Annotated in this window: 15 protein-coding genes and 1 tRNA gene; 11 read left to right on the top strand and 5 right to left on the bottom strand. The window is 49.2% G+C overall.

The genetic code is table 11. The features are described 5' to 3' along the window. The first annotated feature begins 64 nt into the window (after positions 1–64). The 4 genes from L0U89_RS13485 (at position 65) to L0U89_RS13470 (ending at position 6,505) form a co-directional block, all read left to right on the top strand. Positions 65–1,708 (top strand): sodium/sugar symporter, encoded by a 1,644-nt coding sequence (locus L0U89_RS13485; protein ID WP_008630556.1) that lies wholly within the window; start codon positions 65–67, stop codon positions 1,706–1,708. Between the two features lie 10 nt (positions 1,709–1,718). Next, positions 1,719–3,209 carry a xylulokinase gene (locus tag L0U89_RS13480; protein WP_234862104.1) on the top strand — a complete coding sequence of 497 codons (1,491 nt, stop codon included), beginning with the start codon at positions 1,719–1,721 and terminating at the stop codon, positions 3,207–3,209. 127 nt (positions 3,210–3,336) lie between these two features. Next, a complete protein-coding gene (xylA, locus tag L0U89_RS13475; RefSeq protein ID WP_234861999.1) occupies positions 3,337–4,653 on the top strand; it encodes a xylose isomerase in 1,317 nt (438 codons plus the stop codon). A 226-nt stretch (positions 4,654–4,879) separates the two neighbouring features. After that, entirely contained in the window at positions 4,880–6,505 is a 1,626-nt protein-coding gene (locus tag L0U89_RS13470) for an FAD-dependent oxidoreductase (RefSeq protein WP_439651568.1), read from the top strand. Between the two features lie 19 nt (positions 6,506–6,524). On the opposite strand, the gene L0U89_RS13465 is transcribed toward L0U89_RS13470, so the two are convergent. The 4 genes from L0U89_RS13465 to trpS form a co-directional block, all read right to left on the bottom strand. Further along, positions 6,525–7,349: a maleylpyruvate isomerase N-terminal domain-containing protein gene (locus L0U89_RS13465; RefSeq protein ID WP_234861997.1), complete on the bottom strand. Its 825-nt coding sequence runs from the start codon at positions 7,347–7,349 to the stop codon at positions 6,525–6,527. A 157-nt stretch (positions 7,350–7,506) separates the two neighbouring features. Further along, positions 7,507–7,938: a hypothetical protein gene (locus L0U89_RS13460; protein ID WP_234861996.1), complete on the bottom strand. Its 432-nt coding sequence runs from the start codon at positions 7,936–7,938 to the stop codon at positions 7,507–7,509. Between the two features lie 69 nt (positions 7,939–8,007). Beyond that, entirely contained in the window at positions 8,008–9,186 is a 1,179-nt protein-coding gene (locus L0U89_RS13455; protein ID WP_234861995.1) for an aspartate aminotransferase family protein, read from the bottom strand. Positions 9,187–9,519: 333 nt separating this feature from the next. Further along, the gene (gene trpS / locus L0U89_RS13450; protein WP_234861994.1) at positions 9,520–10,494 is read right to left on the bottom strand and encodes a tryptophan--tRNA ligase; all 975 of its coding nucleotides are present in this window, start codon (positions 10,492–10,494) and stop codon (positions 9,520–9,522) included. A gap of 72 nt (positions 10,495–10,566) precedes the next feature. Here trpS and L0U89_RS13445 point away from each other — a divergent pair, with 72 nt between their 5' ends. The 6 genes from L0U89_RS13445 (at position 10,567) to L0U89_RS20530 (ending at position 14,421) form a co-directional block, all read left to right on the top strand. Beyond that, positions 10,567–11,658, top strand: coding sequence for a DUF1573 domain-containing protein (locus L0U89_RS13445; protein ID WP_234861993.1), 1,092 nt, complete (start codon positions 10,567–10,569; stop codon positions 11,656–11,658). A 101-nt stretch (positions 11,659–11,759) separates the two neighbouring features. Then, a tRNA-Gly gene (locus tag L0U89_RS13440) sits at positions 11,760–11,832 on the top strand. Between the two features lie 188 nt (positions 11,833–12,020). Continuing rightward, entirely contained in the window at positions 12,021–12,284 is a 264-nt protein-coding gene (locus L0U89_RS13435) for a YtxH domain-containing protein (RefSeq protein WP_234861992.1), read from the top strand. Positions 12,285–12,529: 245 nt separating this feature from the next. After that, complete coding sequence (locus L0U89_RS20535; protein ID WP_305067156.1) at positions 12,530–13,141, top strand: hypothetical protein; 612 nt, start codon at positions 12,530–12,532, stop codon at positions 13,139–13,141. A 32-nt stretch (positions 13,142–13,173) separates the two neighbouring features. Further along, a complete protein-coding gene (locus L0U89_RS13425; RefSeq protein WP_234861991.1) occupies positions 13,174–13,776 on the top strand; it encodes a collagen-like protein in 603 nt (200 codons plus the stop codon). Between the two features lie 42 nt (positions 13,777–13,818). Continuing rightward, positions 13,819–14,421 (top strand): hypothetical protein, encoded by a 603-nt coding sequence (locus L0U89_RS20530; RefSeq protein WP_305067155.1) that lies wholly within the window; start codon positions 13,819–13,821, stop codon positions 14,419–14,421. A 255-nt stretch (positions 14,422–14,676) separates the two neighbouring features. On the opposite strand, the gene L0U89_RS13415 is transcribed toward L0U89_RS20530, so the two are convergent. Beyond that, positions 14,677–18,213: an adenylate/guanylate cyclase domain-containing protein gene (locus tag L0U89_RS13415; RefSeq protein ID WP_234861990.1), complete on the bottom strand. Its 3,537-nt coding sequence runs from the start codon at positions 18,211–18,213 to the stop codon at positions 14,677–14,679. 329 nt (positions 18,214–18,542) lie between these two features. On the opposite strand from L0U89_RS13415, the gene L0U89_RS13410 reads away from it, so the two are divergent. Continuing rightward, a complete protein-coding gene (locus tag L0U89_RS13410; RefSeq protein WP_234861989.1) occupies positions 18,543–24,893 on the top strand; it encodes a LamG-like jellyroll fold domain-containing protein in 6,351 nt (2,116 codons plus the stop codon). Positions 24,894–24,951: the final 58 nt, after the last annotated feature.

Below are 24,951 nucleotides of genomic sequence, written 5' to 3'. Positions count from 1 at the left end.
AGAAATGAAAAATATTCTTTTCAATCGATTCCGAACAAAAAACCAAAACAATAAACCATAACCCATGCTATTAGAACCATTAGACCTAATTGTTTTTGTCGGGTATTGCTGCCTGATCATTGGGATGGGCCTCTTTGTTTCGCGAGAAAAAAAGGGCCACGTCAAGGATTCCAAAGACTATTTCCTCGCCTCCAAAGCGCTGCCCTGGTGGGCAGTCGGAGCATCCCTAATTGCCTCCAATATTTCGGCGGAGCAGTTCATAGGGATGTCGGGATCCGGCTTTGCGATGGGTTTGGCGATTTCCACCTATGAATGGATGGCAGCGGCCACGCTCTTGGTTGTGGCGATCTTTTTTCTCCCGGTTTACATCAAAAAAGGCATTTACACCATGCCGGGCTTTTTGCTCGATAGGTATGACTCACGGGTGCGGACGACGATGGCAATTTTTTGGCTTTTGCTGTATGTGTTCGTAAACCTGACTTCGGTATTGTATCTGGGCGCATTGAGCTTGAATACCATTTTGGACATTCCTATGACGACTGCGATAATCGGGTTGGCGCTATTTGCTATGGTTTATTCGATCTACGGCGGTCTCAAGGCAGTTGCATGGACTGACGTTGTACAGGTCATTTTTCTCATAGCGGGTGGCTTGGCTACGACTTATATTGCCCTACAAATAGTTGGAGGGGGGGATGCTTGGGAAGGATTGGGAATGTTGAGAAAAGAAGTACCCGGACATTTTTCAATGATTTTTTCCAAAGGAGAAATGATGATTTCCGACGGCAAAGGCGGGGTAAGGGACGCCTACCTCGATCTTCCCGGCATCAGTGTATTGGTTGGTGGAATGTGGATTACCAATCTGAGTTATTGGGGCTTCAATCAGTACATTACCCAAAGGGCTTTGGCCGCCAAAGACCTCAACCAAGCCCAACTCGGGGTGATTTTTGCAGGTTTCCTGAAGCTTTTGATGCCTTTGATCGTCGTGATCCCTGGTATTGCGGCTTGGGTGATCGTGAAGAACGGTATTGATGTCAATTTCATCGCTTCGATGAACGATCCAGTTACGGGATTGATCAAGTCCGATAGAGCCTATCCAACTTTGCTGCAGATTTTGCCGACAGGGCTTAAGGGTCTTGCCTTTGCTGCTTTGACGGCGGCGATTGTTTCTTCCCTTGCGTCGATGGCCAACAGTACTTCCACAATTTTCACGATGGACATTTACAGGGAATTTATCAATAAGAACGCTTCGGAAACCAAACAAGTAGCAGTAGGTCGGATTACCGCACTGGTTGCTTTTGTAGTTGCGGCCGTTGTTGCTCCTGCATTGGGCAATCTCGATCAGGCATTCCAGTTTATCCAGGAATACACAGGCTTCGTATCACCCGGTGTTTTTGCGATATTTTTCTTTGGTGTATTCTGGAAGAAAACGACATCCAATGCTGCGCTTACCGCTGCGATCTTGACAATTCCATTGTCCACTGTGTTGAAATTCGGGCTTCCAAACCTGCCGTTCATTGACAGGATGGGCGTGGTATTCTTGATCATTTCTGCATTGATCATCGCGATCAGTCTTTACGAGGGCAAAGGTAAAGACCATCCCAAGAGCATCGAAGTCAACAAGGAGCTTTTCAGGACAAGTACCACTTTCAAGATCGGCGCTATGTTAATTGCCGGTATCATCGCTGCTTTGTACATCATTTTCTGGTAAGATCATGGCAATAAGAAGATTATTGATTGGGTACGATATCGGTAGTTCGTCCGTAAAGGCCACTTTGCTTGACGCCGATTCGGGAAGGGTTGTCTGTTCAAAGGCGTTGCCGAAAGTAGAAATGCCCATCGACGCACCGAAAAAAGACTGGGCGGAACAGGATCCGGACATGTGGTGGAAATATGTAGTAGACGCCACCCAGGCGCTCGTAAAGGAGGGAGAAATCAAACCAGGGGAGCTCAAAGCGATAGGTATTTCCTACCAAATGCATGGCTTGGTCTGTGTCGACAAATACAACAAGGTGCTTCGTCCAGCGATCATCTGGTGTGACAGTCGCGCAGTAGGTATCGGAAACAAAGCATTCAGGTCGCTCGGGGCTGAGTTTTGCCTTCCCCATTTGTTGAACTCGCCTGGCAACTTCACTGCTTCCAAGTTGAAGTGGGTGCAGGAAAACGAACCTGAAGTCTATCAGAAGATACACAAGATCATGCTTCCAGGTGATTATATCGCTCTAAAGTTGACCGGCGTAACCATGACCTCTGAGACCGGGCTGTCTGAAGGGATTTTATGGGATTTCCAAAAAAACAGCCTTTCAAAGGATCTTTTGGATCACTTCAAGTTCGAGCGTTCGCTGATCCCGGATGTCGTACCTTCATTTTCCCAACAGGGGAAAGTATCGGCGGCATCAGCATCGCTCTTGGGAATCGATGTGGGGGTGCCTGTGACCTACAGGGCAGGAGATCAACCCAACAATGCATTTTCCCTTAAGGTATTGAAGGAAGGTGAACTGGCAACGACCGCCGGCACTTCAGGTACGGTTTACGGTGTGAGTACACGAGCGGTATATGACCCTAAGTCTCGGGTCAATACTTTTGTGCACGTCAATCATCGCAGGCAGGCCCCGAGCTATGGAGTATTGCTTTGCGTGAATGGCACAGGGATTTTGAATTCTTGGTTGAAGAGGCTGATTGGAGGCGACAGCATAGGGTACGAAGATATGAATGCCCTGGCAGCGGAAGTTCCGGTCGGATCAGACGGACTGTCATTCATTCCTTTTGGTAACGGCGTAGAGCGGATTATGGAAAACAAACCCGTGGGCGCACATCTTTCAGGATTGAATCTGCTGAAGCATGACAAGCGACATTTGCTCCGTGCAGGCCAAGAGGGAATCGTTGCCGCATTGACTTATGGATTTCAGATCATGAAAGACATGGGCATGAACCTCAATACGGTAAAAGCTGGACATGCCAATATGTTCTTAAGTCCCTTATTCAGAGAGGCTTTTGTCAATATGAATGAAGTATCGCTGGAATTGTATGATACCGATGGTTCACAAGGAGCAGCGCGAGGTGCGGGCATTGGTGCGGGAATCTACGCAAATGAGGATGAGGCATTCCAAGGCCTAAGCCGGATATCTACACTAGAGCCAAGTGGCAAGAAAATCAAGCAGTACCAAGAGGTGTATGCACAGTGGCTCGCGGCTTTGGAAAAGATAAAGTAACATCGGGTCGGAAGAAAATTAATGAAGAACATCGAACTCCGAATCATGAATATCGAAATGCGGGCTATGGTCTATGGACTATATACCATCAACTTTAAAAACAATAACTCAAAAACCTATTTGTAACATGTCAAAAACCTATTTTCCAACTATCGAAAAAATCAAGTTTGAAGGAAAAGGATCTAAAAACCCTTTCGCTTTCAAATACTATGATGAAAACAGAGTCGTGGCTGGCAAGACCATGAAGGAACACTTCAAGTTTGCCATTGCCTATTGGCATACATTCTGCGCGACAGGAGCAGATCCCTTTGGTCCGGGTACCATGGTTCGTCCCTGGGATGCCAACCCCGACCCAATTCAGCGGGCGAAGGACAAAATGGATGCAGCCTTTGAGTTCATTACCAAGATCGGTGCTCCTTATTATTGTTTTCATGACATCGATTTGATCGACGAAGGTGGAAGCATTGCGGAGTATGAAAAGCGCATGCAAATCATCACGGACTATGCTTTGGAGAAGCAGAAGGCAACGGGCGTGAAATTGCTTTGGGGCACGGCCAATGTCTTCAGCAATCCGCGCTATATGAACGGTGCATCGACCAATCCGGACTTTGACGTGGTGGCTTGGGCAGGGGCACAGGTGAAGAATGCACTCGATGCAACCATCAAATTGGGAGGCGAAAATTATGTGTTTTGGGGTGGACGCGAAGGCTATATGTCGCTTTTGAATACCGACATGAAACGTGAGACAGAACATCTTGCCAAGTTTCTAACCATGGCAAGGGATTATGCCCGCAAGCAAGGTTTTAAGGGTACGTTCTTTATCGAGCCAAAGCCCATGGAGCCAACCAAACATCAGTATGACTATGACTCCGCGACTGTAGTCGGATTCCTACGTCACCATGGATTGGACAAAGACTTCAAAATCAACGTAGAAGTCAACCATGCTACATTGGCCGGACACACTTTCCAACACGAACTGCAAGTCGCAGCTGACGCCGGCATGTTGGGTTCAATCGATGCCAATAGGGGAGATTATCAAAACGGCTGGGACACCGACCAATTTGCGCTCAACCTGCAGGAATTGACCGAGGCGATGCTCGTGATCCTGCAGAGTGGTGGTCTCCAAGGTGGTGGTGTTAATTTCGACGCCAAAGTGCGCAGAAACTCAACGGATTTGGAAGATTTGTTCCTGGCCCATATCGGTTCCATGGACGCTTTTGCAAGGGCCATGTTGATCGCGAATGAAATCCTTACGAATTCCGCCTATTCCGAACTCCGTCAAAAGCGTTATGCTTCCTTCGATGCAGGTAAGGGCAAAGAGTTTGAGCAAGGCAAATTGACTTTGGAAGACCTTAGGTCCCATGCCTTGTCTGTCGGCGAGCCTAAGCAAACCAGCGGCAAGCAGGAGCTTTATGAGAATTTGTTGAACGAATACATCGTCTGATAGCTTTCTCGTTCAACCCATCGAAAAAGCCGATTTGGATACGCCAGATCGGCTTTTTCATTTTTCGTTTTTCATCACATTCAGCCGGACCGTAATTCAAAAAAACTACAAGCCTTTGGTCATAGAATTGTTCCCCATTCAAGCATCAAATCGTAATTTCATCTGCAACCGACCAACCTCAGCCATGAATAAACTCACGATGCTATGTCTTTTCTTGATTTCAGCGATGATCTTCAATGCATGTCAGAAACCAAGCAACGAATCCGAATATCAAGCTGACATCATCGTGTATGGTGGGACCTCGGCAGGAATTATCGCTGCATTACAGGCCAAGAAAATGGGAAAGTCGGTTTTGGTGGTATCACCGGATAGGCATTTGGGAGGGCTTTCTGCGGGTGGATTGGGCTTTACGGATACCGGTGACAAGTCGGTGATTGGAGGATTGGCGAGGGAATTTTACCATCGGATCTATTTGCACTACCAAAAAGAAGAATCCTGGAAATGGCAGGCAAAGGCCGACTATGGAAACGTCGGCCAGGGTACGCCGGCGATCGATGGCGATGCCCGGACCATGTGGATTTTTGAGCCCCATGCCGCCGAGCAGGTTTTTGAGGATTTTGTAAAAGAATTTGATATTCAGGTTTTTAGAGACGAATGGCTAGAAAGAGCTTCCGGTGTTGAAAAACAGGAAGGAAGGATCGTTTCCTTCAAAACGCTTTCCGGTAAAGTATTCAAAGGAGAGATGTTCATCGACGCCACCTACGAAGGTGATTTGATGGCGGCCGCGGGTGTACCCTATCATGTTGGCAGGGAATCCAATGCCACCTATGGGGAAAAGTGGAACGGTGTACAGTTTGGCGTTTTTCAGCATGGCCATTATTTCAGGGATAGCATTTCGCCCTATGTGGTGGCGGGAGATCCGAGTTCTGGACTTCTGCCTGAGATTTCGGATGGGCCTGTGGCAGAAAACGGCACGGGTGACACCAAAATCCAAGCCTATAATTTCCGAATGTGTCTCAGCAAGCACCCAAATAACAGGGTACCGTTTCCAAAGCCAGAAAACTACGATCCAGCGCGTTACGAACTATTGGCGCGGGTTTATGCTGCAGGATGGGGAGAAACCTTTGACAAATATGACCCGATTCCAAACCTCAAGACCGATACCAACAACCATGGTCCGTTCAGTACAGACTATATTGGAAAGAACTATGCCTATCCCGAGGCAAGCTATGAGGAACGTAGGGCAATCATCAAGGAACATGAGGATTACCAGAAAGGCTTAATGTACTTTTTGGCAAATGATCCCAAGGTACCTGAAGAAGTCCGGGCCCAGATCAATGAATATGGCTTGGCAAAAGATGAATTCACCGACAACGGGCACTGGCCGCATCAGATTTATGTGCGTGAAGCACGGAGGATGCTCGGCGATTATGTCATGACCGAACATGATGTTTTGGGTGATAAAGTGGTTCCAAGGCCTGTAGGAATGGGTTCCTACCATTTGGATTCGCACAATGCTCAGCGGATTGTTGGCCCCAACGGCTACGTGCAGAACGAAGGAGATATCGGCGTCAAACCAAAGGAGCCTTATCGAATTTCCTACGGAACCATCATTCCAAAAAAATCAGACTGTACCAATCTCCTCGTGCCTGTCTGCGTTTCGAGTTCCCACACGGCCTTTGGGTCAATTCGCATGGAGCCGGTTTTCATGATCTTGGGACAATCCGCAGCGACGGCAGCTGCAATGGCAATTGATGAAAAAAGGGCCGTGCAGGACTTACCTTTTGAAGTGTTAGAGCAGAAGCTGAAGCAGGACGGACAAGTCCTGTATTTGGAAGAAAGGTTGAATTGAGTCGGAATACTGCACGAACCTACGCCATTACTGCCAGCATGCTCAGTATGTGTTCGCCCAAGTGTTTTTGACCTGATATCTCCACAAGCAGCTTTGCTTCTTCTTTTGTAATTCCCTTGGTAAAAATCCTCCAGGCAATTTCCCCAGGAATGGAAACCGTTGCATCCGGCATTTTGTCTGGATGGATAACCAATTCCCAGGCATCGGTTTTTCGTATTAACCACCAATCGCCTCCGCCTTCACCCCTTACCTGAATTTTAATCAAGGTATTATCTTCAGCTTCCATTTTCCGATAATGGTGCGGCAAGGCCAGCATCGACGTCTCGAGATAAGGACGGTAAAGTTCAGCCTGAAACAATTCGGATTCCTGATCGACTGCCAACCTGATTTGCTGTTGGTGGTGCCACTTTTCGGTGTATTCCCGAGCGACATGAAACCAGTTTAGGGAAACATTCTCACCTGCCCAAGCAACCGAGAAAGCGGCAGGTTCAAATGGAGGCAAAGATGCAATATGCGTACAATATGCCTTTCCCGTCATTTCTAGCAAATCGACTAACAACCGAGGACTCACACGTCTCATCGCTTTTACCCAATGGGTATTAAGCCCGTTGAGAAAATCGAGCAAATCAGCGTAAGAATTGACGTTCTCTGGTTTTTCCCCATAATACCCATCCCGCAGCATCGACAGGGAGCGGATATTGCCATCAAGCAGGTGCGCTGCAATATCCTTGATGGTCCATTTTGGGGAAATGGTTTTTCTCTCCCAATCTTCGGAATTCAGGGACCGCAGGACTTGAAGCAATTTTTCGTCTAGAATTGGAAATAGGTGTACGGTTTGAATCATGGTCAATTCTTTTTCATGGTTCACAAAATGGCGACTTTCCCATTGAATGATGAGACGTTTATTGCCGGTTAATAAATCCTACCCGAGGGAATTTATCGGAAGTGGTATCTTTTTTCAAAAAACACGGGCTATCTATAAAAAAGATTCACCCGATTGCTCATTTTGCCTCTCGATTTTCGGATTTTCCTCCTGTCCAACGTTTGAGGATATCCATTTCGGTTTTGATCACGAATCCAATCACAAGGAATTCTGAGATAAAATAAATCCAGCCTAAGGCAGTCACTTCGCTTCGTTGAATAAAGAGGATCCACATGGTCAGCAAAACATAGGAGAGATTTGCCAGCATGATCACCTTCAATAAAGTCGGTTTCTTCGTTTTCACTGAAACGAAGCAGATCAGATCGTATAGGCAGAAAAGGCATGCTATGAACCCCAGCATTGATAGCGAGTCCTTTGAAACGCCTATTTCCTCGGAAAAGAACCTTAGCGGTCCTAAAATGAGCATACCCGACACTGCGGCGCCTGCACCATCGAACAAAAATACGTTTCTGGGAGCTTTTCGCAGCCATAGGGACAAGGCTTCTCGCATTTTTTGATTAGATAATTTTTTGAAATATAGGAAGCTTTGACAGAATCATTTTGAAGTACTCGATCCCGTTCAGCCTTCGATCGCTTCCAAAATCTTCGCACAGGCTTCCCGAATCTCTTTTTCCGAGATCGTCAAAGGCGGTGCGATTCGCATGGCGTCATCACAGAATAGGAACCAATCCGTAATCACACCTTTTTCGATTGCACGGTCAATGATGGGCTTGAGGACTTCGAAAGATTCGAACTCCACCGCCATCATCAGGCCTTTGTTGCGGACGGATTTGATTTTGGGATGTTTGAGGAGTTCCTTGAAAAGATTTGCCTTTAATTCGACGCCAGCCAAAAGGTTTTCTTCTTGAATTACGCGAATTGTTCCCAAAGAAGCTGCAGCGCTCACCGGATGTCCGCCGAAGGTCGTGATATGGCCCAATAGTGGGTTATTTTTGAAAACACCCATGACTTCCTTATTGGCGATGAATGCGCCAATCGGCATACCGCCGCCCATTCCCTTGGCACAAACCAGAATGTCGGGGATAATGCAGAATTGCTCAAATGCCCAAAAAGTGCCCGTCCGTCCAAAGCCTGCCTGTATTTCATCCAAGATCAATAGCGTGCCCGTTTCGTCGCAACGCTTTCTGAGTGCTTGGAAATATGCATAGTCAGCCATCCTGATTCCTGCCTCTCCTTGCACCGTTTCCAAAATGATGGCTGCGGTATCGGCATTGATAAACTCCAAATCTTCCAATTCCCCAAAGCGGATGTTTCGAATTCCGGGGAGAAGTGGTCTGTAAGCCCGTTTGAAAATCTCGTTGCCGCCGACGGAAAGCGAACCATGCGAAGAACCGTGGTAGGCGTTGACGCAGGAGATGATTTCCCTGCGGTTGGTATAGCGCTTCGCCAATTTGAGCGCACCTTCTACGGCCTCACTGCCCGAATTGACGAGGTAGACATTATCCAAACTGGGAGGGAGGGTTTCGCAAAGCGCTTTGGCCAATTGGACTTGGGGGGATTGCACATATTCGCCATAGACCATCAGGTGCAGGTACTTGTCCAATTGCTCTTGGATCGCTTGCAGCACCTTCGGATGCCGATGGCCAACGTTGCTGACGCCGATACCCGAAATCAGGTCGATATATTTTTCCCCGTTTGGTCCGTACAGATGGACTCCTTCTGCTTTTTCCACCTCGATCATCAGCGGAAAATCCGTCGTCTGGGCAAGGTGGGAGAGAAAGAGTTGGCGGTTGTTCATGGGGAAGGGGAGAATAGTTAATAGTTATTAGGTTACTGAGTTAATGGTGGGGAGTCCATAGCTTATAGTCCATGGTCCATAGAAAGTCGATAGCTTATAGTCGATAGTCCATAGAAAGTCGATAGTTTATGGTCGATAGTCCATAGCCTCGGCAATCAAACATCAATACCCGATTCGGATTCCCGATACTTGGTTCTTCGTACTTCTTACTTGGTACTCAAATAGTCAATAGTCCATAATCCACGGCCGTAACACTTCGATTCTTGGGGTTGATTTAAGGATACTTGGTACTTTGTACATCGTACGCGAGTCTCAAGTCTCGTGTCTCACCTCTTACACAAACCCCAACTTTCTCCTAACCCTTCCCAATACATCCTGTGCAATCACCTTGGCGCGGGATTCCCCTTCCGCCAATTTGGCTTCCAACTCGGCCGGATGGTTCATGAAGTAATCATAGGTCTTTCGGGCTTCTCCATATTTCTCCAGAATCACCTGCATGAATTCCATTTTGGCGTGGCCGTAGCCGAAGTTTCCCGCCAGGTATTTCTCCCGCAATTGCGCCGTTTGTGCGGGACTGGCTACCAATGAATAGAGTTTGAACACGTTGCAAGTATCCGGGTTTTTGGGTTCCTCAAGTGGCGTGCTGTCCGTAACGATGCTGTTGATGTTTTTCTTCAGTTCTTTTTCAGGAAGGAAAATGTCGATGTAATTGTTGTAGGACTTGCTCATTTTCAAACCGTCGGTACCGGGTACGACCATGACTTCCTCAGAAATCCGTGCTTCGGGCACCACGAGGATTTCCTCCTCCATCCTGTTATTGAAAGTCTGTGCGATGTCCCTCGCGATCTCCAAATGCTGCAATTGGTCCTTGCCGACGGGCACAATGTGTGCGCTATAAAGCAGGATATCCGCAGCCATGAGTACTGGATAGGTAAACAATCCCGCGTTTACGTCTGACAAGCGATCGGATTTGTCCTTGAAGCTGTGGGCATTGGCAAGCATCGGGTAGGGGGTAAAGCAACTCAAGTACCACGTCAGTTCTGTGACCTCCGGAATCATCGATTGCCTGTAAAAAACCGTCTTTTGGATATCCAAGCCAAATGCCAACCAAGCTGCGGCGACGGCCAAGGTATTGTTTTTCCTTTCGTTACCGTCCTTGATGGTGGTGAGGGAATGCAGGTCAGCGATAAAGATAAACGACTCGTCTGTTTCCTTTTTTGTCAATTCGATAGCAGGGATGATAGCCCCGAGGATATTGCCCAAATGGGGCTTTCCGGAGCTTTGTATACCTGTCAGGACTCTTGCCATGGTTGTAAAATTTGCCGCAAAATAATACAATTCGAGGTACAATTGGCTTGAATTTTCACGTTATTTGCCCGTATGCAAAACAGAATTACCCTTATCGCCTCGCTCGTTTTAGCCGTTTTTGCCACTGAAAACCTTGCAGCACAGACTGTTCAGCGCAAAACCTTTACCTGGGAAACCAAAAAGATCAACATCGGACCTGTGTTGGATGAAAAAGGTCCTGTTGAAGTGGAGTTTTTTGCAAAAAATGAAAACCAGGTTCCGCTTTTGATCACAGACGTCGTGCCCGATTGTGGTTGTACGACCGTGGGATATTCCAAAGACAGCATTCCAGCAGGTCAAATCGGAAGCATCAAGGTGCAGTTTAACCCCGAACAAAGGGGTGGTGAATTTTCCAAAGGCATCATCGTCCGAACAAACGAGGATATCTACGGAGACACCCTGTTTTTGGAGGGAATCAATATGCCGCTTTCCGAAAATCCCGAAATGGACTTCCCCCATCGGATGGGAAGTATCGGCATGCGGCTGAGTGCGGTGAATTTTGGATATGTGTTCACCAACGAGCCCAAGATCAAATATGTCGAGGTCCATAATTTCGGTACCGATGAGATCCGCTTGGCGGATGAAAGCGCCCGGATTTCGGATTATCTGTCGCTTTCCTTTGCGCCGGAAGCGATTCAACCGGGTCAGCGAGGGCTTCTTGTGATGGAGTATAACGGTGAGGCTAAAAAGGACCTTGGGTTTTTTGAGGAAAAAATCTCCCTGAAATTGGCATCAGGGGAAGACCTTGGGCTTCGTGTCTTGGCTGTGGTGTATGAATATTTCCCGCCGGTTCCAAAAAGCATGGAAAATATGGTTCCAAGGTTGGGCATTACGGAGACGGAGTTTGACTTGAGGGAAATATCCGCCAACCAAAAAGTAAGCCGGACGATTTCGATGACCAATACAGGGCAGGAACCGCTGCATATCCGCAAGGTCAGCACCAATTGCAACTGCGTCGTGACCACGCTTGGCAAGGACACCATTCAACCCGGCGAAAGGACCGAGTTGGCCTTCACCTTTGATCCGAAGGGTAGGAGGGGCATTGACCACAAACACATTACCATTTTCAGCAACGATCCCATCAATCCCGTGCGCACGATTGTGGTGCGGAGTTCGGTGCGCTGATTGTTAATTTGGGATCAACAGCCGAGTCTGTTATTTTTTAGGATTTGCGGGTTTACCTTTTTGGAAATTGCAGGCACTTGGTTAGATTTGGAATACAAAAAGCGGGTGTAGCTCAGTTGGTAGAGCGTCAGCTTCCCAAGCTGAAGGCCGTCGGTTCGAGACCGATTACCCGCTCTTTTTTATCCCTTCATTTTCTTCGAATCTCTATTCTCCCACGCCTTCAATTCGATTTTAAATTGTTTTTTGGGAACAAAAAATTCTTGTTTTCGTCTAATTTGAGTAGATTGTAATGGTTTCAAGCACATTATTTGCTTGTTTTAACTAGATTCAGTTTTTTGTTTAACCATAAATAGATAAAGCATATGAACTCAACAAAATTTCTCTTAGGCGCATTGGTAGGGGCTGTGGTCGGCATCCAAATCGGTATTTTGATTGCTCCCGACAAGGGGGAAAACACCCGCAAAAAAATCGCGAAGAAAGGAGGCGAATACTATGATGAAGTGACGGGCAAGCTCAACGGCTACATCTACAACCTTACCAAAAAGGTCTCCAACGTCAGCGACGAGGTCGACAAACTGGCCCGAAAGGCCAAAGCCGAGGTCGACAAAGTCACCAGCAAAAACTAAGAAAAGGGCCGGAAGGCCCTTTTTTTTTTGCCCATTGAACGCAATCGAAGAATATCACCGATCGGAGGTGTATGTATCAAAATCCCCACCCGAGTCATATGAATTATTAGATTTTTCCAGTAAAAAACTTTCATAATCGCACATTTTTACTGCTTTTGGGGTATTTTTTTCGCTTGGCCTTTTCCAGAAATTTATCGAAACGATAATCTCTAAAAGACTAGAGCCTAACTATTAAACTGGAAATTATGAATTCATCCATTTTCAAGTCGAGTATTTTCTCAACACTGGCCTTGTCGCTGGTTTTGTTGATGTATGTTTCCTGCGAGGGGCCAGAGGGTCCGGCAGGTCCTGCGGGTGCGCAAGGCCCAGCAGGTGCACAGGGGCCCGCAGGTGCACAAGGCCCAACGGGCACCCAAGGTCCGCAAGGTCCAGTAGGTATTGCCAATGTCATCCATAGTGATTGGGTTACAGCCACGTGGGTTTTAGGTAGCGACAGTGACAATACTTATAGACATAGGTTCGAAAATTCCTCTTTTACAGAACAGGTTGTCAGCAAAGATTTGATTTTGATTTACATGAAGGATAGGCCTGCCTCCGGCGAGGTTTATCGGGTTCCTAGAACAGTCTATCATGAAAACCAAATGATTTATGATTTGTTGATGGGAGTCAGCGCGGGAAGGGTCAGTGTGATTCAGAATAGATTTTCTGCCATCGATCCGCTTTTGGAACCCAATGTTCTTTTGGCAGAGGCACAATTCAGATATGTCGTCGTTCCCGCTGCCCTATCCGGTAGGGTAGGCCTTCCCGATCTGGATGATTACGAGTCAGTGTGTCAGATCCTTGGCATCGAGCCTTAAATGAACATGCGATATTCAAACGAACTTTTATTATGAAGAAATTAGAAATTAGAAATATATCCCTCAGCCGCTTCCTGCTTTTGGCTGGTCTGTGTATCATCACTTTCGCCTGTGAAGGTCCCGAGGGTCCTGCAGGTGCGACCGGTTCTGCCGGGCCGCAAGGGACAGCCGGCGTGCAAGGGCCGGCGGGTAACAAAGGCCCTGACGGTGCGCAAGGTGTTACGGGTACTGACAATGTGTTTTTTTCGAGTTGGATTACCAATACGTGGACGAAGATGCCCGACAACTTCGTTTGGGATACGATTGCCGCTCCGCAAATTACTGACGATATTCTCAACAAGGGAGTCGTCCTTGCCTACTATCGGGACAATGCGACAGTGAATTGGGCAAAACCCTATCCCGCCCAAATCTATCAAGGAGGTACTGCCGCTTGGATGTTCACCTTGGAGCATAAAGCCATCAAGGAAAAATTGATCCTTTTTCACGGGCCTTCCCGAGTAGCGGGTTCGGATGCTACCAATATCGTTCCCTTCAGTCAGGTGCGGTATATGGTTATTCCGGGTGTGACTCCGGCGGGACGGCTGGATTTCTCGGATTATGAAGCGGTTTGCGCGTACTTCGGCATAAATCCTTGATCTCCTTCGGTTAATCAATTGGCTATCTTAATCAACAACCTTATGAAAGATTTTATCAAGCAGCTTTTGCAGACCATTTATATACCAGGCATATTACTGGCAGTATTGTTTATCACTTCCTGTGAAGGTCCCGAAGGTCCAAAAGGAGCGACAGGTCCCCAAGGTCCACAAGGTGCTGCCGGTCCGGCCGGTCCGGCCGGTCCCGCGGGAAACCCAGGTGCACCCGGCCTTGCCAATGTATTTGCTTCAGCATGGATTACGAACACTTGGACGAATTTTCCCGATCGGCGCTCCCAAACGACGGTGCTGGCAGCCGAAATCACAGAGACCGCGATTCTGGAGGATTTGGTCATGGTATATTGGAGGACTTCGTCGACGGCAACTGGATCTTTCCCGCTTCCCCATGATTTTATCAATGGTACTACGCGCTTTTTTTCCGTAAGGCTTGAATTCCTGCTGCAACCGGGTTCCATTACGTTGTTTACCGGGGTTCCTTTAACCACGGTGAATGCAGTTGGACAGGCATTTCCAAATTCCCAAACCCGGTACATCATCGTAAAAGGCGGCAAATCCTCCCGAATCCATCTTCCAGTTGATGTGGAGGATTATGAAGCTGTCTGCAAATACCTCGGAATAGAACCCTAATATACCTTTGTGGGTTGAGAAACCCCCTTTTTGAACAAAACACAGAACATGAAGACCCCGGAATCAGTCGAAGCGGCTGGTTTCGGGGTTTTTGTCTTCTACATGTGCCTTGTTTTGGGTCGATCATTAGACTCAATCCAAAAAGTCTGAATGTCGATCCTATTGAATTCAAAAGACAAGGGAGTTATTCGTCAGTCATTGTTTTCCTTTATCACAAGTAGTGAAGCAGGGTGATTTTCATCTCACTTTTATCTTCTAATCAACCTTTTCCACAAAGTACATATCGATATCGCCCTTGCCTTTGGCTGAGATTTTTCCACGATAAAAGCATTCTGTTCGGTCTTTTACCAGCTCGTAAGTGGTGCCAGAGATATTGACTTTCCCGATTTCACCACTGCTTTCCATCCGGCTTGCTGTGTTGACCGTATCACCCCAGATATCATACTGGAACTTCTTGACGCCCACAATGCCCGCCACTACAGGGCCCGTATGGATGCCAATCCTGATTTCAAAAAACAGATCACCCCGTGCTTCCCGGTCTTCCTTGTGCTTTCTCATAACTTCCTGAATGTCCATGGCGGCCTTTACCACATCAATCGCATGTGTCTGATTGGGTGTGGGCAAGCCGCCGGCAGCCATATAGGCATCACCGATCGTCTTGATCTTTTCTATCCCATACTTCTCCATGATCAAGTCAAAAGCAGAGAAACACTCGTTGATCTCGGCGACCAGTTCCTTTGGGCTCAGCTTTTCCGATAATTGGGTGAAGCCTTTGAAATCTGTGAAAAGTACCGTCACCTCGTCGATCAATTGTGCGTCCGCATTGCCTTTGGCCTTCAGTTCCTCCGCCACTTCCTCAGGGAGAATATTGAGTAAAAGGTCATCGGATTTCTTCTTTTCCGCCCGAAGTTCGGCGGTTCTGATCGACACAGTTTCCTCCAATTCCTCTTGGCGTTTTCTCAATGCCCATTCCCGTTGTTTGATGTAATTGCGGAATATTGCGAAGAATATCAGGGCATATCCCAAATAAGCCCACCAAGTCCTGTACCAAGGCGGTAAAACCTGAAAAGAGAATTCCAGCGGCTCGGTCCATGCATCGGCGCCTTTTTCGCTGACGCCGGTAAACCTTGCCCTGATTTGGAAAGTGTAGCTTCCTTCCCGGATGTTGCCAAATGTGACTTTGGATTCTTTGGTCACGGGACTCCAATCCTTGTCATAGTCTTTCAAATAATATTGGTATTCGATCAAATCAGGATTGGTCAGTTCATCGGTACCAAATTCAAACGTCACCCTGTTGAAGCGATAGGGTAGGACAAGCTCCTGCGGAATCATATCAAATGGCGTCACATCCTTCATTTTGACTCCCGTGAAGTGGCTGGCCAAGGAATCCCGTTCTGCGTCGTTCAGCTTTTTCCCGAACTTCAGCATTTCTTCCACATGGGCGGGGACGGTGTTGGCTGTGTCCTTGGGCTCGATGACAAGTGGGTAGTCAATAATGGTTTGCCAGGAAACAGGTGCTTCGTTCAGCCTGATGTCCTTTAGTCGAAGCTGCGGCGTGGTTTTGTTTTTATTTACTTTCCTGTAATCAAACCGCACGAGGCCCGTATTGCCGCTTTCCGTTGCGGCCCAGATGATTCCATCCCGATCCAAAAACAGCGTGGTTTTTCCGACTGGGTTTATGTCTTTCACCGGAAATCCGGTGCTGGTATGGTACCATTCGCTGGCACTCATTTTCGAAAAATTACCTGAACCCAAATCGGGTACATCGAAAATTTGGATGCCCTTGGGCGATCCAACGGCCAATTTTCCTTCAGGCAAAAACAAAAGTTGGTAGGCGTGTCTATCCACCAGGCCATTTTTTTGGGTGATGGTTTTGAAGTTCAGCCTCTTTTCCAAATTTGTGCTTATTGAACTGAGCTGTTTGGAATCCAGAAAGAGGATCCCGTCGTATGATCCGAGCCAAAGATTCCCCTTTTCATCCTGTAGAATATCTGTGACAACCCCCGAAACGCCCTGTTTCGGACCGTATTGTACAAATGAATCATTTTCAAAAAGTGTCAAACCACTGAAAGATGTGATCCAAAAATTCCCGAAACTGTCGATCAACATTTCCTTGATGTCGCTCGGAATGCCATGTTCGGACCCGAAATATGTGAAAGAAACACCATCAAATCGGGCGATTTGGGTGTTAAATGCCAACCAGAATATCCCATCCTTGTCCTGAAGCATGTCTACTATATTTTCGTCGGGAAGGCCCTGCGCCAAGCCAAAATGCGTGAAACTTTTTCCATCAAACTTGGTCATGCCCTTTGCCCCGGCAAACCAAAGAATCCCTTTATCATCTTGGTAGGTACGCTCGATAGAGTTTTCCAACAGCCCTCCATGGTTTCTGCTGTACATCGTGAATCCAAAACCATCATACTTGTGCAGGCCCATCAGTGATGAGAACCACATATTCCCGTCCCGATCTTGGAATATATCGTTGATGACGGCGGTGTGTTCAAATCCGAAGTCTTTGGTAAAATTGGTAAACGCCTCTCCGGCAAATTTACTTAATCCAGCTTCCTCGGTTCCAATCCAAACAGTCCCATCTTTCCCAATTTCTACATCCCGGGCACCATTTTCCAATAAGCCGACGGACTTGGTATAAGAGGTGATTTTTGACCCATCATAATGGCTCAGCCCAAAATAGGTCGCCAACCAGAGCTGCCCCTTTCCGTCTTCAGCCATGTTCCAAACCGTGTTGTCAGCCAAACCATCATCTACCGTAAAGTTTTGGAATGATTTTCCATCATATTTGGACAATCCCTCGACGGTACCAAACCAAAGGCTTTTGTCCCTTTTTTGTAAAATGGAAAGCACGGCAGTGGAGGGAAGGCCGTCTTCGATCGAGAAGTTTGTGAGCTTGTCACCGGAGATTTTTGTAAGTCCACTGATCCCCCCAAACCACATATTTCCCGAATCATCGCTTTCTGTTCCTAGAATGAAATCACCCGGAAGTCCCTCGGCTGCACTCAGGTTTGTGAAGGAATTGCCGTCGTATTTGCCCAGGCCTGCATCGAAGGTCCCAAACCACATATTACCCTTGTTGTCCTCATCGATGCTCCAGACAATGTCAGAGGGCATTCCCTCGTAGCTTCTCAGCTTGGTGAATTGCTTCCCGTCAAATTTGCTTACTCCTCCGTTGTTGGAAGCAAACCAGAGATTGCCTTTGCTGTCTTCAAAAATCTTGGTAATCGCATTATCAGGCAGTCCGTGTTCGGTCTTGAAGTTTGTGAATTTCCTGCCATCAAATTTGCTCACACCGCCACCATAGGTACCTATCCAAAGCTCGCCCCGCTTGTCAATCTGCATGCTGATGATAGCATCGGCCGCCAAGCCATCTTCCGAAGTGTAGTTGGTAAATTGGCTTTTTCCGCCTTTGCCGATGACATAGGGCTTTTCTTCTGCGTTTTTTACCACTTCCCCGTCCTCGTTTTTCAGGACTTCAAACTGGTGAACTTGGGGCGGTTCCACTTCAATGGTTTGCTTTTCCCCTGCAATGTTGATTTTGTCATAGACATATTCCCCCTTTTTCTTCGGAATGGGGATTATCCGGGGAGGGGGATACTGGCCAAGCGACACGGTTTTGGGTTGGAGCGAATCGGGAAGGTCGGACAGGCGGGTAATCCGCGGAGGGTTGTGTTCGAGGCTTTCCACATCACTTTTCTCAGTCGTGGTCTCTGATGGTTTTGTACAATAGACAAGTAGGATAACAATCGCGAAAACGAAAAGTCGAACGGGGTATCTCATAGGCAGAACCGTAAGTTAAACCGATTTCAAAAGGGGGATGGAAATTGTTCTTTTGTCTGGAATTTAGGCCAAAAAATTCAGATTTAATCCCTTTGTAACATAAGATTTCGAGGGAATTCACCGATGCGGCTTGGTATAGCTAAATGTAGCTATAAAGGCAGTTTTACTACTTTTGGGGTATTTTTTTCGCTGGCAGGCGCGGGTAAATTCGTTTTCGAGTCTTTCATCTTTTCACCATTAAACCTCAGACCCATGAAAAACTTCAACTATAGTAGTTCGTCAATCGAGCGTAATTTTCACTTGAATATTCCATTTTTAATTCACTAGAAATGAGAACGTTAAGCTATTTTCTAACCATACTGATGGTTTGTGCAATTGCCCTAGCGCATGCACAAACACCGGTTGCATACTACCCATTCAACGGCAACGCCAATGATGCGGTAGGAAGTAACAATGGCTCGGTTAACGGTGCTACGCTCACGACTGACCGCTTTGGGAATCCCAACAGCGCGTACAGTTTTGATGGGGTGGATGATTTCATTTCGGTACCATCGGCTTCCTTTTCGTCTTACACCGTCATCGCATGGGTAAGGTTCAACAGCAGTAACCCGAGCGACATGAGCGTTATAGTTTTGGCACCAGGCGGTGATGCGGGCGCACCGAATGGCGGCTGGAGCCATCAGATGAGGACGAGTGGTGGCTCCTTTTTACACTATTTATATACCTGGAATTTGTACTTTTTGCCAGGTTCGACTTCCATTGTACAAGATCAATGGTACCATGTTGCGATTTCAGCAACCGGAAATGGCCAAATGAAATTGTATGTAAATGGGCAACTGGAGGGAACAACCGTCAATATTTCTGGTGATCCCTGGAGTGGAGGAACACATTTTCACTTCGGAAGTGCGGGGGGAGGTGCGGGTCATTTAAATGGCGCGATTGATGAAGTCAAAATTTTCAATACCCAACTTTCAGACGGAGAGGTGTTGGCGGATTTCAATGGCACCACGCCGCCGCCGCCGTCTTCCTCTCCAATTGCATATTACCCATTTAATGGTAACGCCAATGATGCAGCGGGTAGTAACAATGGTACGGTAAATGGAGCCACACTTACAACCGACCGTTTCGGAAATCCCAACAGTGCGTATAGTTTTGATGGCACAAGCAGCTTTATAGAAACAGCCAACGTAGCCACTACTCAAACTGATAACTACTCCATGATGGCGTGGATAAAGCCAAGTGTTTTGCCCCAATTGGGTAATATTGTTTTGAACGGCTTTGACAACACGGTAAATACTTCAAATGGCTATTCAATTGGAATAAATAACGGAAACGGAACCGGCCCCGGTAATGCCCTAATGAGCGGTATTGGTGGAGTAACCTGGTACAACAGCGGCAGTAATTTAACTGCGCCAAACATTTGGTACCACGTTGCATTAGTTCGAAAGAATGGGGTAAGTCAAATGTACATTAATGGTATACCAACAGTTTTCACAAATTCTTCCACCCCGGTAGCACCATCTGGAACAGTACGAATTGGTACTGCAAATGGTGGCCGTTTTTTCAATGGGGTTATTGACGAGGTGAAAATTTTCAATACTCCGCTAAGTGTTGAGCAAATAATAGCTGAATTGAACGGATCCGAATTCACTCCGCCGAACTATGGCGCCCAATTCGGCAACAATGTTCAAATGAATGGCTCCACTGACCACATAGACGCCGGCAACAACAGCGCCTATAACCTAACATCGGCCATCACCATCGAAGCTTGGATTAATCCAGCATCATTTAACCTAGTCAATCAGGTCATTCAGAAAGGTGGTTCAATCGGTCCGGGCATTGACCGCGATGGCTATCAGCTAAGACTTGATGCCACCAGCCCAAATTCATCAAATCTAAACTTTTTTGTTTCGGATAATGATGGTTTGGATGCGGTAACCATTCCATTGACGAATGCAGACCTTAATGAATGGTTACACGTTGCTGCGGTATACAGTGGCACCACCATGAGCATCTATAAAAATGGTGTATTGGTGCAAAGCAAGGCAACCACCCGCAACATAACGCACAATACCAACCCTTTACTCATTGGTAAGCGGCAGGATGGGTTCCACTTTAATGGCACACTTGATGAAATCCGCCTCTGGAACACGGTGCGAACACAATCTGAAATTGTAGCTAACATGAACAGCCAACTTACCGGCAACGAAACCGGACTTGTGGGCTATTGGGACATGAACCGCAGTGGAGCGGGGGCTGGGCTTACAGTACAAAACAAAGCGACGTCAACAGGAGCTGCTTTGGATGGAACTACCTTTGGTACGGCAAGTACGCCGGTGTTTTCAGGTGACGGCTGTATAGCCACCAGTGGAGTAGTGCATGTGGTGGGCTGCGAGAGTGTGGAAGTAAATGGTACCAGCTACACAGAGAGCGGTATCTTCACCCAAACACTCACCAACAAAGCAGGTTGCGATTCGCTACTTACCGTTTATGCGAAAATTGATGGGATCATCAAGCTGCGTAGTGGAAGTCCTGCCGAAGGTAATGTGGACAGGTCCATCAGGATGTTGGTGGGACCTGATGACGGGCCATTCACTGTTCCGTTTACAAGCTCGGATTTTGAAGCAGCCCGAAATGGGTCAAGTCCGTTCGTCATTCCTCCATTCCCAGGTGCTTGGCTCACTGGTTTGTCATCTGATCCTGAGGCAAAATGGATAAACAATACCGGGAGCAATGGGAACGGAAACACGACTTTACACGCTTTTGATTTTTTCATTGACCAACCATTTGAACAGGCAAGTCTGATTTTCAACTTTGCTGTGGATAATGAACTCGGCAATCCGCTGCCGGGACTTTACTTGAATGGGCAACCTCTTACAGGTAAAACTGACGGAGGCAACGGATTTGGCTCGGTAGCAACAATCACCAGAAACGACATTGCGCCGTTGTTGGTCCAAGGATTGAATACGTTGTATGTCAATCAAACAGAACTGGGTGGACCAGGAGGAATCATCTTCAGCGCAGAGATCAGATTATCTGAAATCGTTCCTGAATTTGACCCTATCGACCCCATTTGCTTTGGGGGAGCGGTCCCAGAATTGCCAACTACTTCTAAGAATGGGATAACTGGTACTTGGAGCCCTGCTATTGTGAATAATTCACAAACAACAACCTATGTGTTTACTCCAAATGCCTCAGACGGTTGTAGTGCGGGTATCGTTGAACTGACGATTGTGGTTGCGGATGAAGAGAATCCAGAGATCACAGCACCAGACGATTTGACTATTTCTGTTGCTCCAGGTGCTGAAAACGCAACGGGTGTAGTACTTGGCGAGCCTCAGGCGACAGACAATTGTGGAATTGAAAAGATCGAAAACAACGCACCAGCTTCTTTCCCTCTTGGTGTTACCGTTGTAACTTGGACAGTTACTGACAAGGGGGGTAAGACTGCATCAGCCACGCAAAATGTTACTGTGGTTCGACAAGTGCTTCCCACCATCACGGCACCTGCGGCCATCAATGCGGACACCGATGCAGGAGACTGCTTTGCTACCCTTGCTGACCTCGGCACACCGAGCGTGACGGGCGAGGACATCCCTGCCGACGGCATCAGCAACGATGCACCGGAGACCTTCCCGGTAGGGACAACCACCGTGACCTGGACGGTCCGCGACGGAAACGGCAACACCGCCACCGCAACCCAGCAGGTAACGGTGACAGACAGGGAGCTTCCAACCATCACAGCTCCGGCTTCCGTACAGACAAGCACGGGAACCAGCTCCTGCGACGCGGTCGACTTTGCCCTCGGCCAACCAACCGTTTCGGACAACTGCGGCATCGCCTCCGTGACGAACAATGCACCCGAGACTTATCCATTGGGCACTACAACAGTGACATGGACCGTAACGGACAACAACGGCAACGTTGCCACCGCGACACAGACCGTGACGGTGGTCGACGAACAGGATCCAATTGTCACCGCACCTGCGGACGTCACGGTCCAGATCGCCCCTGACGCGGACAGTGCCACAGGCGTAGCCCTCGGGGATGCACAGGCATCCGACAACTGCGGTGTGGCTTCCGTCACGAACAACGCTCCGACGACATTCCCGATTGGCACAACCGTGGTCACCTGGACGGCGACGGACAACAGCGGCAATACGGCAACGGCACAGCAGCGCGTGAACGTGACCCGCGAGGAGCTTCCGACGATAAATGCACCTGCGGACATCACGACCGACGCCGGTGAGGGCGACTGCTTCGCTACCCTTGCTGACCTCGGCACACCGAGCGTGACGGGAGAGGACATCCCTGCCGACGGCATCAGCAACGACGCGCCGGAGACCTTCCCGATTGGTACAACGGTCGTCACCTGGACGGTCCGCGACGGCAACGGCAACACCGCCACCGCAACCCAGCAGGTAACGGTGACAGACAGGGAACTTCCGGCAATCACCGCTCCGGCTGCCGTACAGACAAGCACGGGAACCACCAGTTGTGACGCGGTCGACGTGGCCCTCGGCCAAGCAACCGTTTCGGACAACTGCGGCATTGCCACAGTCACGAACAATGCGCCCGAAACCTATCCATTGGGTACGACGACAGTCACCTGGACGGTGACGGACAACAACGGCAACGTTGCCACGGCGACACAGACCGTGACGGTGGTCGACGAGCAGGATCCTTTGGTCACCGCTCCTGCGGACGTCACGGTCCAGATCGCCCCTGACGCGGACAGTGCCACAGGCGTTGCCCTCGGCGAGGCACAGGCATCCGACAACTGCGGGATTGAGAAAATCGAAAACGACGCTCCGAACGTCTTCCCGCTCGGCCTGACCGTAGTGACCTGGACGGCGACGGACAACAGCGGCAACACGGCAACGGCCCAACAGCGCGTGAACGTGACCCGCGAGGAGCTTCCGACGATAAATGCACCTGCGGACATCACGACCGACGCCGGTGAGGGCGACTGCTTCGCCGAAGGCCTTGAGCTCGGCAGCCCGACCTTCACGGGTACGGGGGCCAGCGTCTCCAACGACGCTCCGGACCAGTTCCCGGTAGGGGTGACGACGGTGACCTGGACCGTGACGGACGCCAACGGCAACACGGCCACGTCGGTACAGCGGGTGACCGTGGCCGACAGGCAGGCACCGCAGATAACGGCTCCGGGCAACATTGCGGTATCCGAGGGCGAGGGCGGTGACGCACCGGCCATAGACCTGGGCAATGCGGTCGCCACGGACAACTGCGGCATAGCCTCGATCGTGAACGACGCACCTGCCGTGTTCCCCGTGGGGATGACGGTTGTGAAATGGACCGCTACCGACGTCAACGGCAACGAAGCAACGGCCTTGCAGGTGGTGACGGTGGACGCCGTCACCCCGGTCTGCACGATACAGATAAAAACCAAACAGGAAATCACGGTGGTATTGAACAAGAACGGCAGGGGCAGGCTGACCACTGCCATGGTGGACGACGGCACGGCCAGCAGCTGCGGACCGGTGGTGCTGAAGCTGAGCGAATGCGACTTCAGCTGTGCCGACATCGGTGAGCAAAAGATCACCTTCACGGCGGTGGACGCCGTAGGCACCAAGGCTTCCACGGAAGTGACGATCAGGGTGGTCGACCAGACCAAGCCGAAGGTAACGGTGCCGCAGCAGCCCTATGTGAAGGTCATCCGCAGGGGAGATACGTTCGTGATGCCGGACCTGAGGAACAGGGTGACGGCCAGCGACAACTGTGGCTTCGAGCTGCACCAGTGCCCCGAGCCGGGCAAGGTGTTCAGGAAGGCACAGAACGGCTGGATAGAGTTCGAGGCCAAGGATCCATCGGGCAACGTGGGCAAGGGCAAGATGAGGTTCAGGCTGCTGGTGGTGGGCTGCAGGAAGCCCGCCAAGAACGGCAGGGAGGAACTCGAGGGTTCCGAGAGCCTGGTCACCGTGCCATGGAACACACCGCTGCCCAAGATCGCCTCCGACTACGTGTACTTCGAGGAGGGCAGCGACATGGAGCTTGCCCAGCAGATCAAGTGGTCGATCAGCGACTTCGACCCGCTGAAGCCGGGCTTCTACCAGATGGAGGGCAGCCTGCCGGCGGAATACCTGGAGGAAGGCGACAACGGCCCTGCGATCAGCCTGCCGGTACTGGTGCTGAACAAGCCGCTTCCGGTGGACATCTTCGCCGCCAAGGACAGGGTATCGCACAAGGTGAGGGCAGGGGAGATCCTGACCGGGCTGCACACGGTCGACCCCGCGGACGACATCCACAGCTACAGCATGGACGAGCATCCGGACGTTTACCTGGAAAACAACGTGCTGGTATGGAAGGGCAACCACATGCCTGAGGCAAGGACCACGGTGAAGGTACACAGCACCGACAGGGCGGGACAGACCATCAGCAGGCAGATCACGCTGTACAGGGAGACCGACAGGCCAACGGACCTGCTGATCTACCCGAACCCGGCGATGCAGGAGACCAACCTGATGGTACAGATACCGGAGGGGGCGAACGTGTCGATCCGCATCTTCGACGCGGCGGGCAGGCTGGTGTACCAGGAGGAAGGCCAGCACGAGCTGAGCTTCACCAGAAAGGTCGACCTGCGCCACTTCGCCCAGGGCATGTACCAGGTGATAGTACAGGTCGACCGCGAAACGCTCCAGGGCCGCATCATCAAACAGTAACTCCTCGTTCTGCATAACCCTAAAACCGTCCCGAATCCGGGACGGTTTTTTTATGAAA

The sequence above is a fragment of the Mariniradius sediminis genome, from assembly GCF_021491425.1.
In the GTDB taxonomy this organism is placed as follows: domain Bacteria; phylum Bacteroidota; class Bacteroidia; order Cytophagales; family Cyclobacteriaceae; genus Mariniradius; species Mariniradius saccharolyticus.
This window is presented reverse-complemented; position numbering and strand designations above follow the sequence as displayed.

Coding starts and splice junctions, on each gene's coding strand:
- L0U89_RS20535 (WP_305067156.1), top strand. CDS start 12,530: ATGAATTCATCCATTTTCAAGTCGAGTATTTTCTCAACACTGGCCTTG.
- L0U89_RS13470 (WP_439651568.1), top strand. CDS start 4,880: ATGATCTTCAATGCATGTCAGAAACCAAGCAACGAATCCGAATATCAA.
- L0U89_RS13425 (WP_234861991.1), top strand. CDS start 13,174: ATGAAGAAATTAGAAATTAGAAATATATCCCTCAGCCGCTTCCTGCTT.
- L0U89_RS13455 (WP_234861995.1), bottom strand. CDS start 9,186: ATGAACAACCGCCAACTCTTTCTCTCCCACCTTGCCCAGACGACGGAT.
- xylA (WP_234861999.1), top strand. CDS start 3,337: ATGTCAAAAACCTATTTTCCAACTATCGAAAAAATCAAGTTTGAAGGA.
- L0U89_RS13465 (WP_234861997.1), bottom strand. CDS start 7,349: ATGATTCAAACCGTACACCTATTTCCAATTCTAGACGAAAAATTGCTT.
- L0U89_RS13435 (WP_234861992.1), top strand. CDS start 12,021: ATGAACTCAACAAAATTTCTCTTAGGCGCATTGGTAGGGGCTGTGGTC.
- L0U89_RS20530 (WP_305067155.1), top strand. CDS start 13,819: ATGAAAGATTTTATCAAGCAGCTTTTGCAGACCATTTATATACCAGGC.
- L0U89_RS13415 (WP_234861990.1), bottom strand. CDS start 18,213: ATGAGATACCCCGTTCGACTTTTCGTTTTCGCGATTGTTATCCTACTT.
- L0U89_RS13445 (WP_234861993.1), top strand. CDS start 10,567: ATGCAAAACAGAATTACCCTTATCGCCTCGCTCGTTTTAGCCGTTTTT.
- trpS (WP_234861994.1), bottom strand. CDS start 10,494: ATGGCAAGAGTCCTGACAGGTATACAAAGCTCCGGAAAGCCCCATTTG.
- L0U89_RS13485 (WP_008630556.1), top strand. CDS start 65: ATGCTATTAGAACCATTAGACCTAATTGTTTTTGTCGGGTATTGCTGC.
- L0U89_RS13410 (WP_234861989.1), top strand. CDS start 18,543: ATGAGAACGTTAAGCTATTTTCTAACCATACTGATGGTTTGTGCAATT.
- L0U89_RS13460 (WP_234861996.1), bottom strand. CDS start 7,938: ATGCGAGAAGCCTTGTCCCTATGGCTGCGAAAAGCTCCCAGAAACGTA.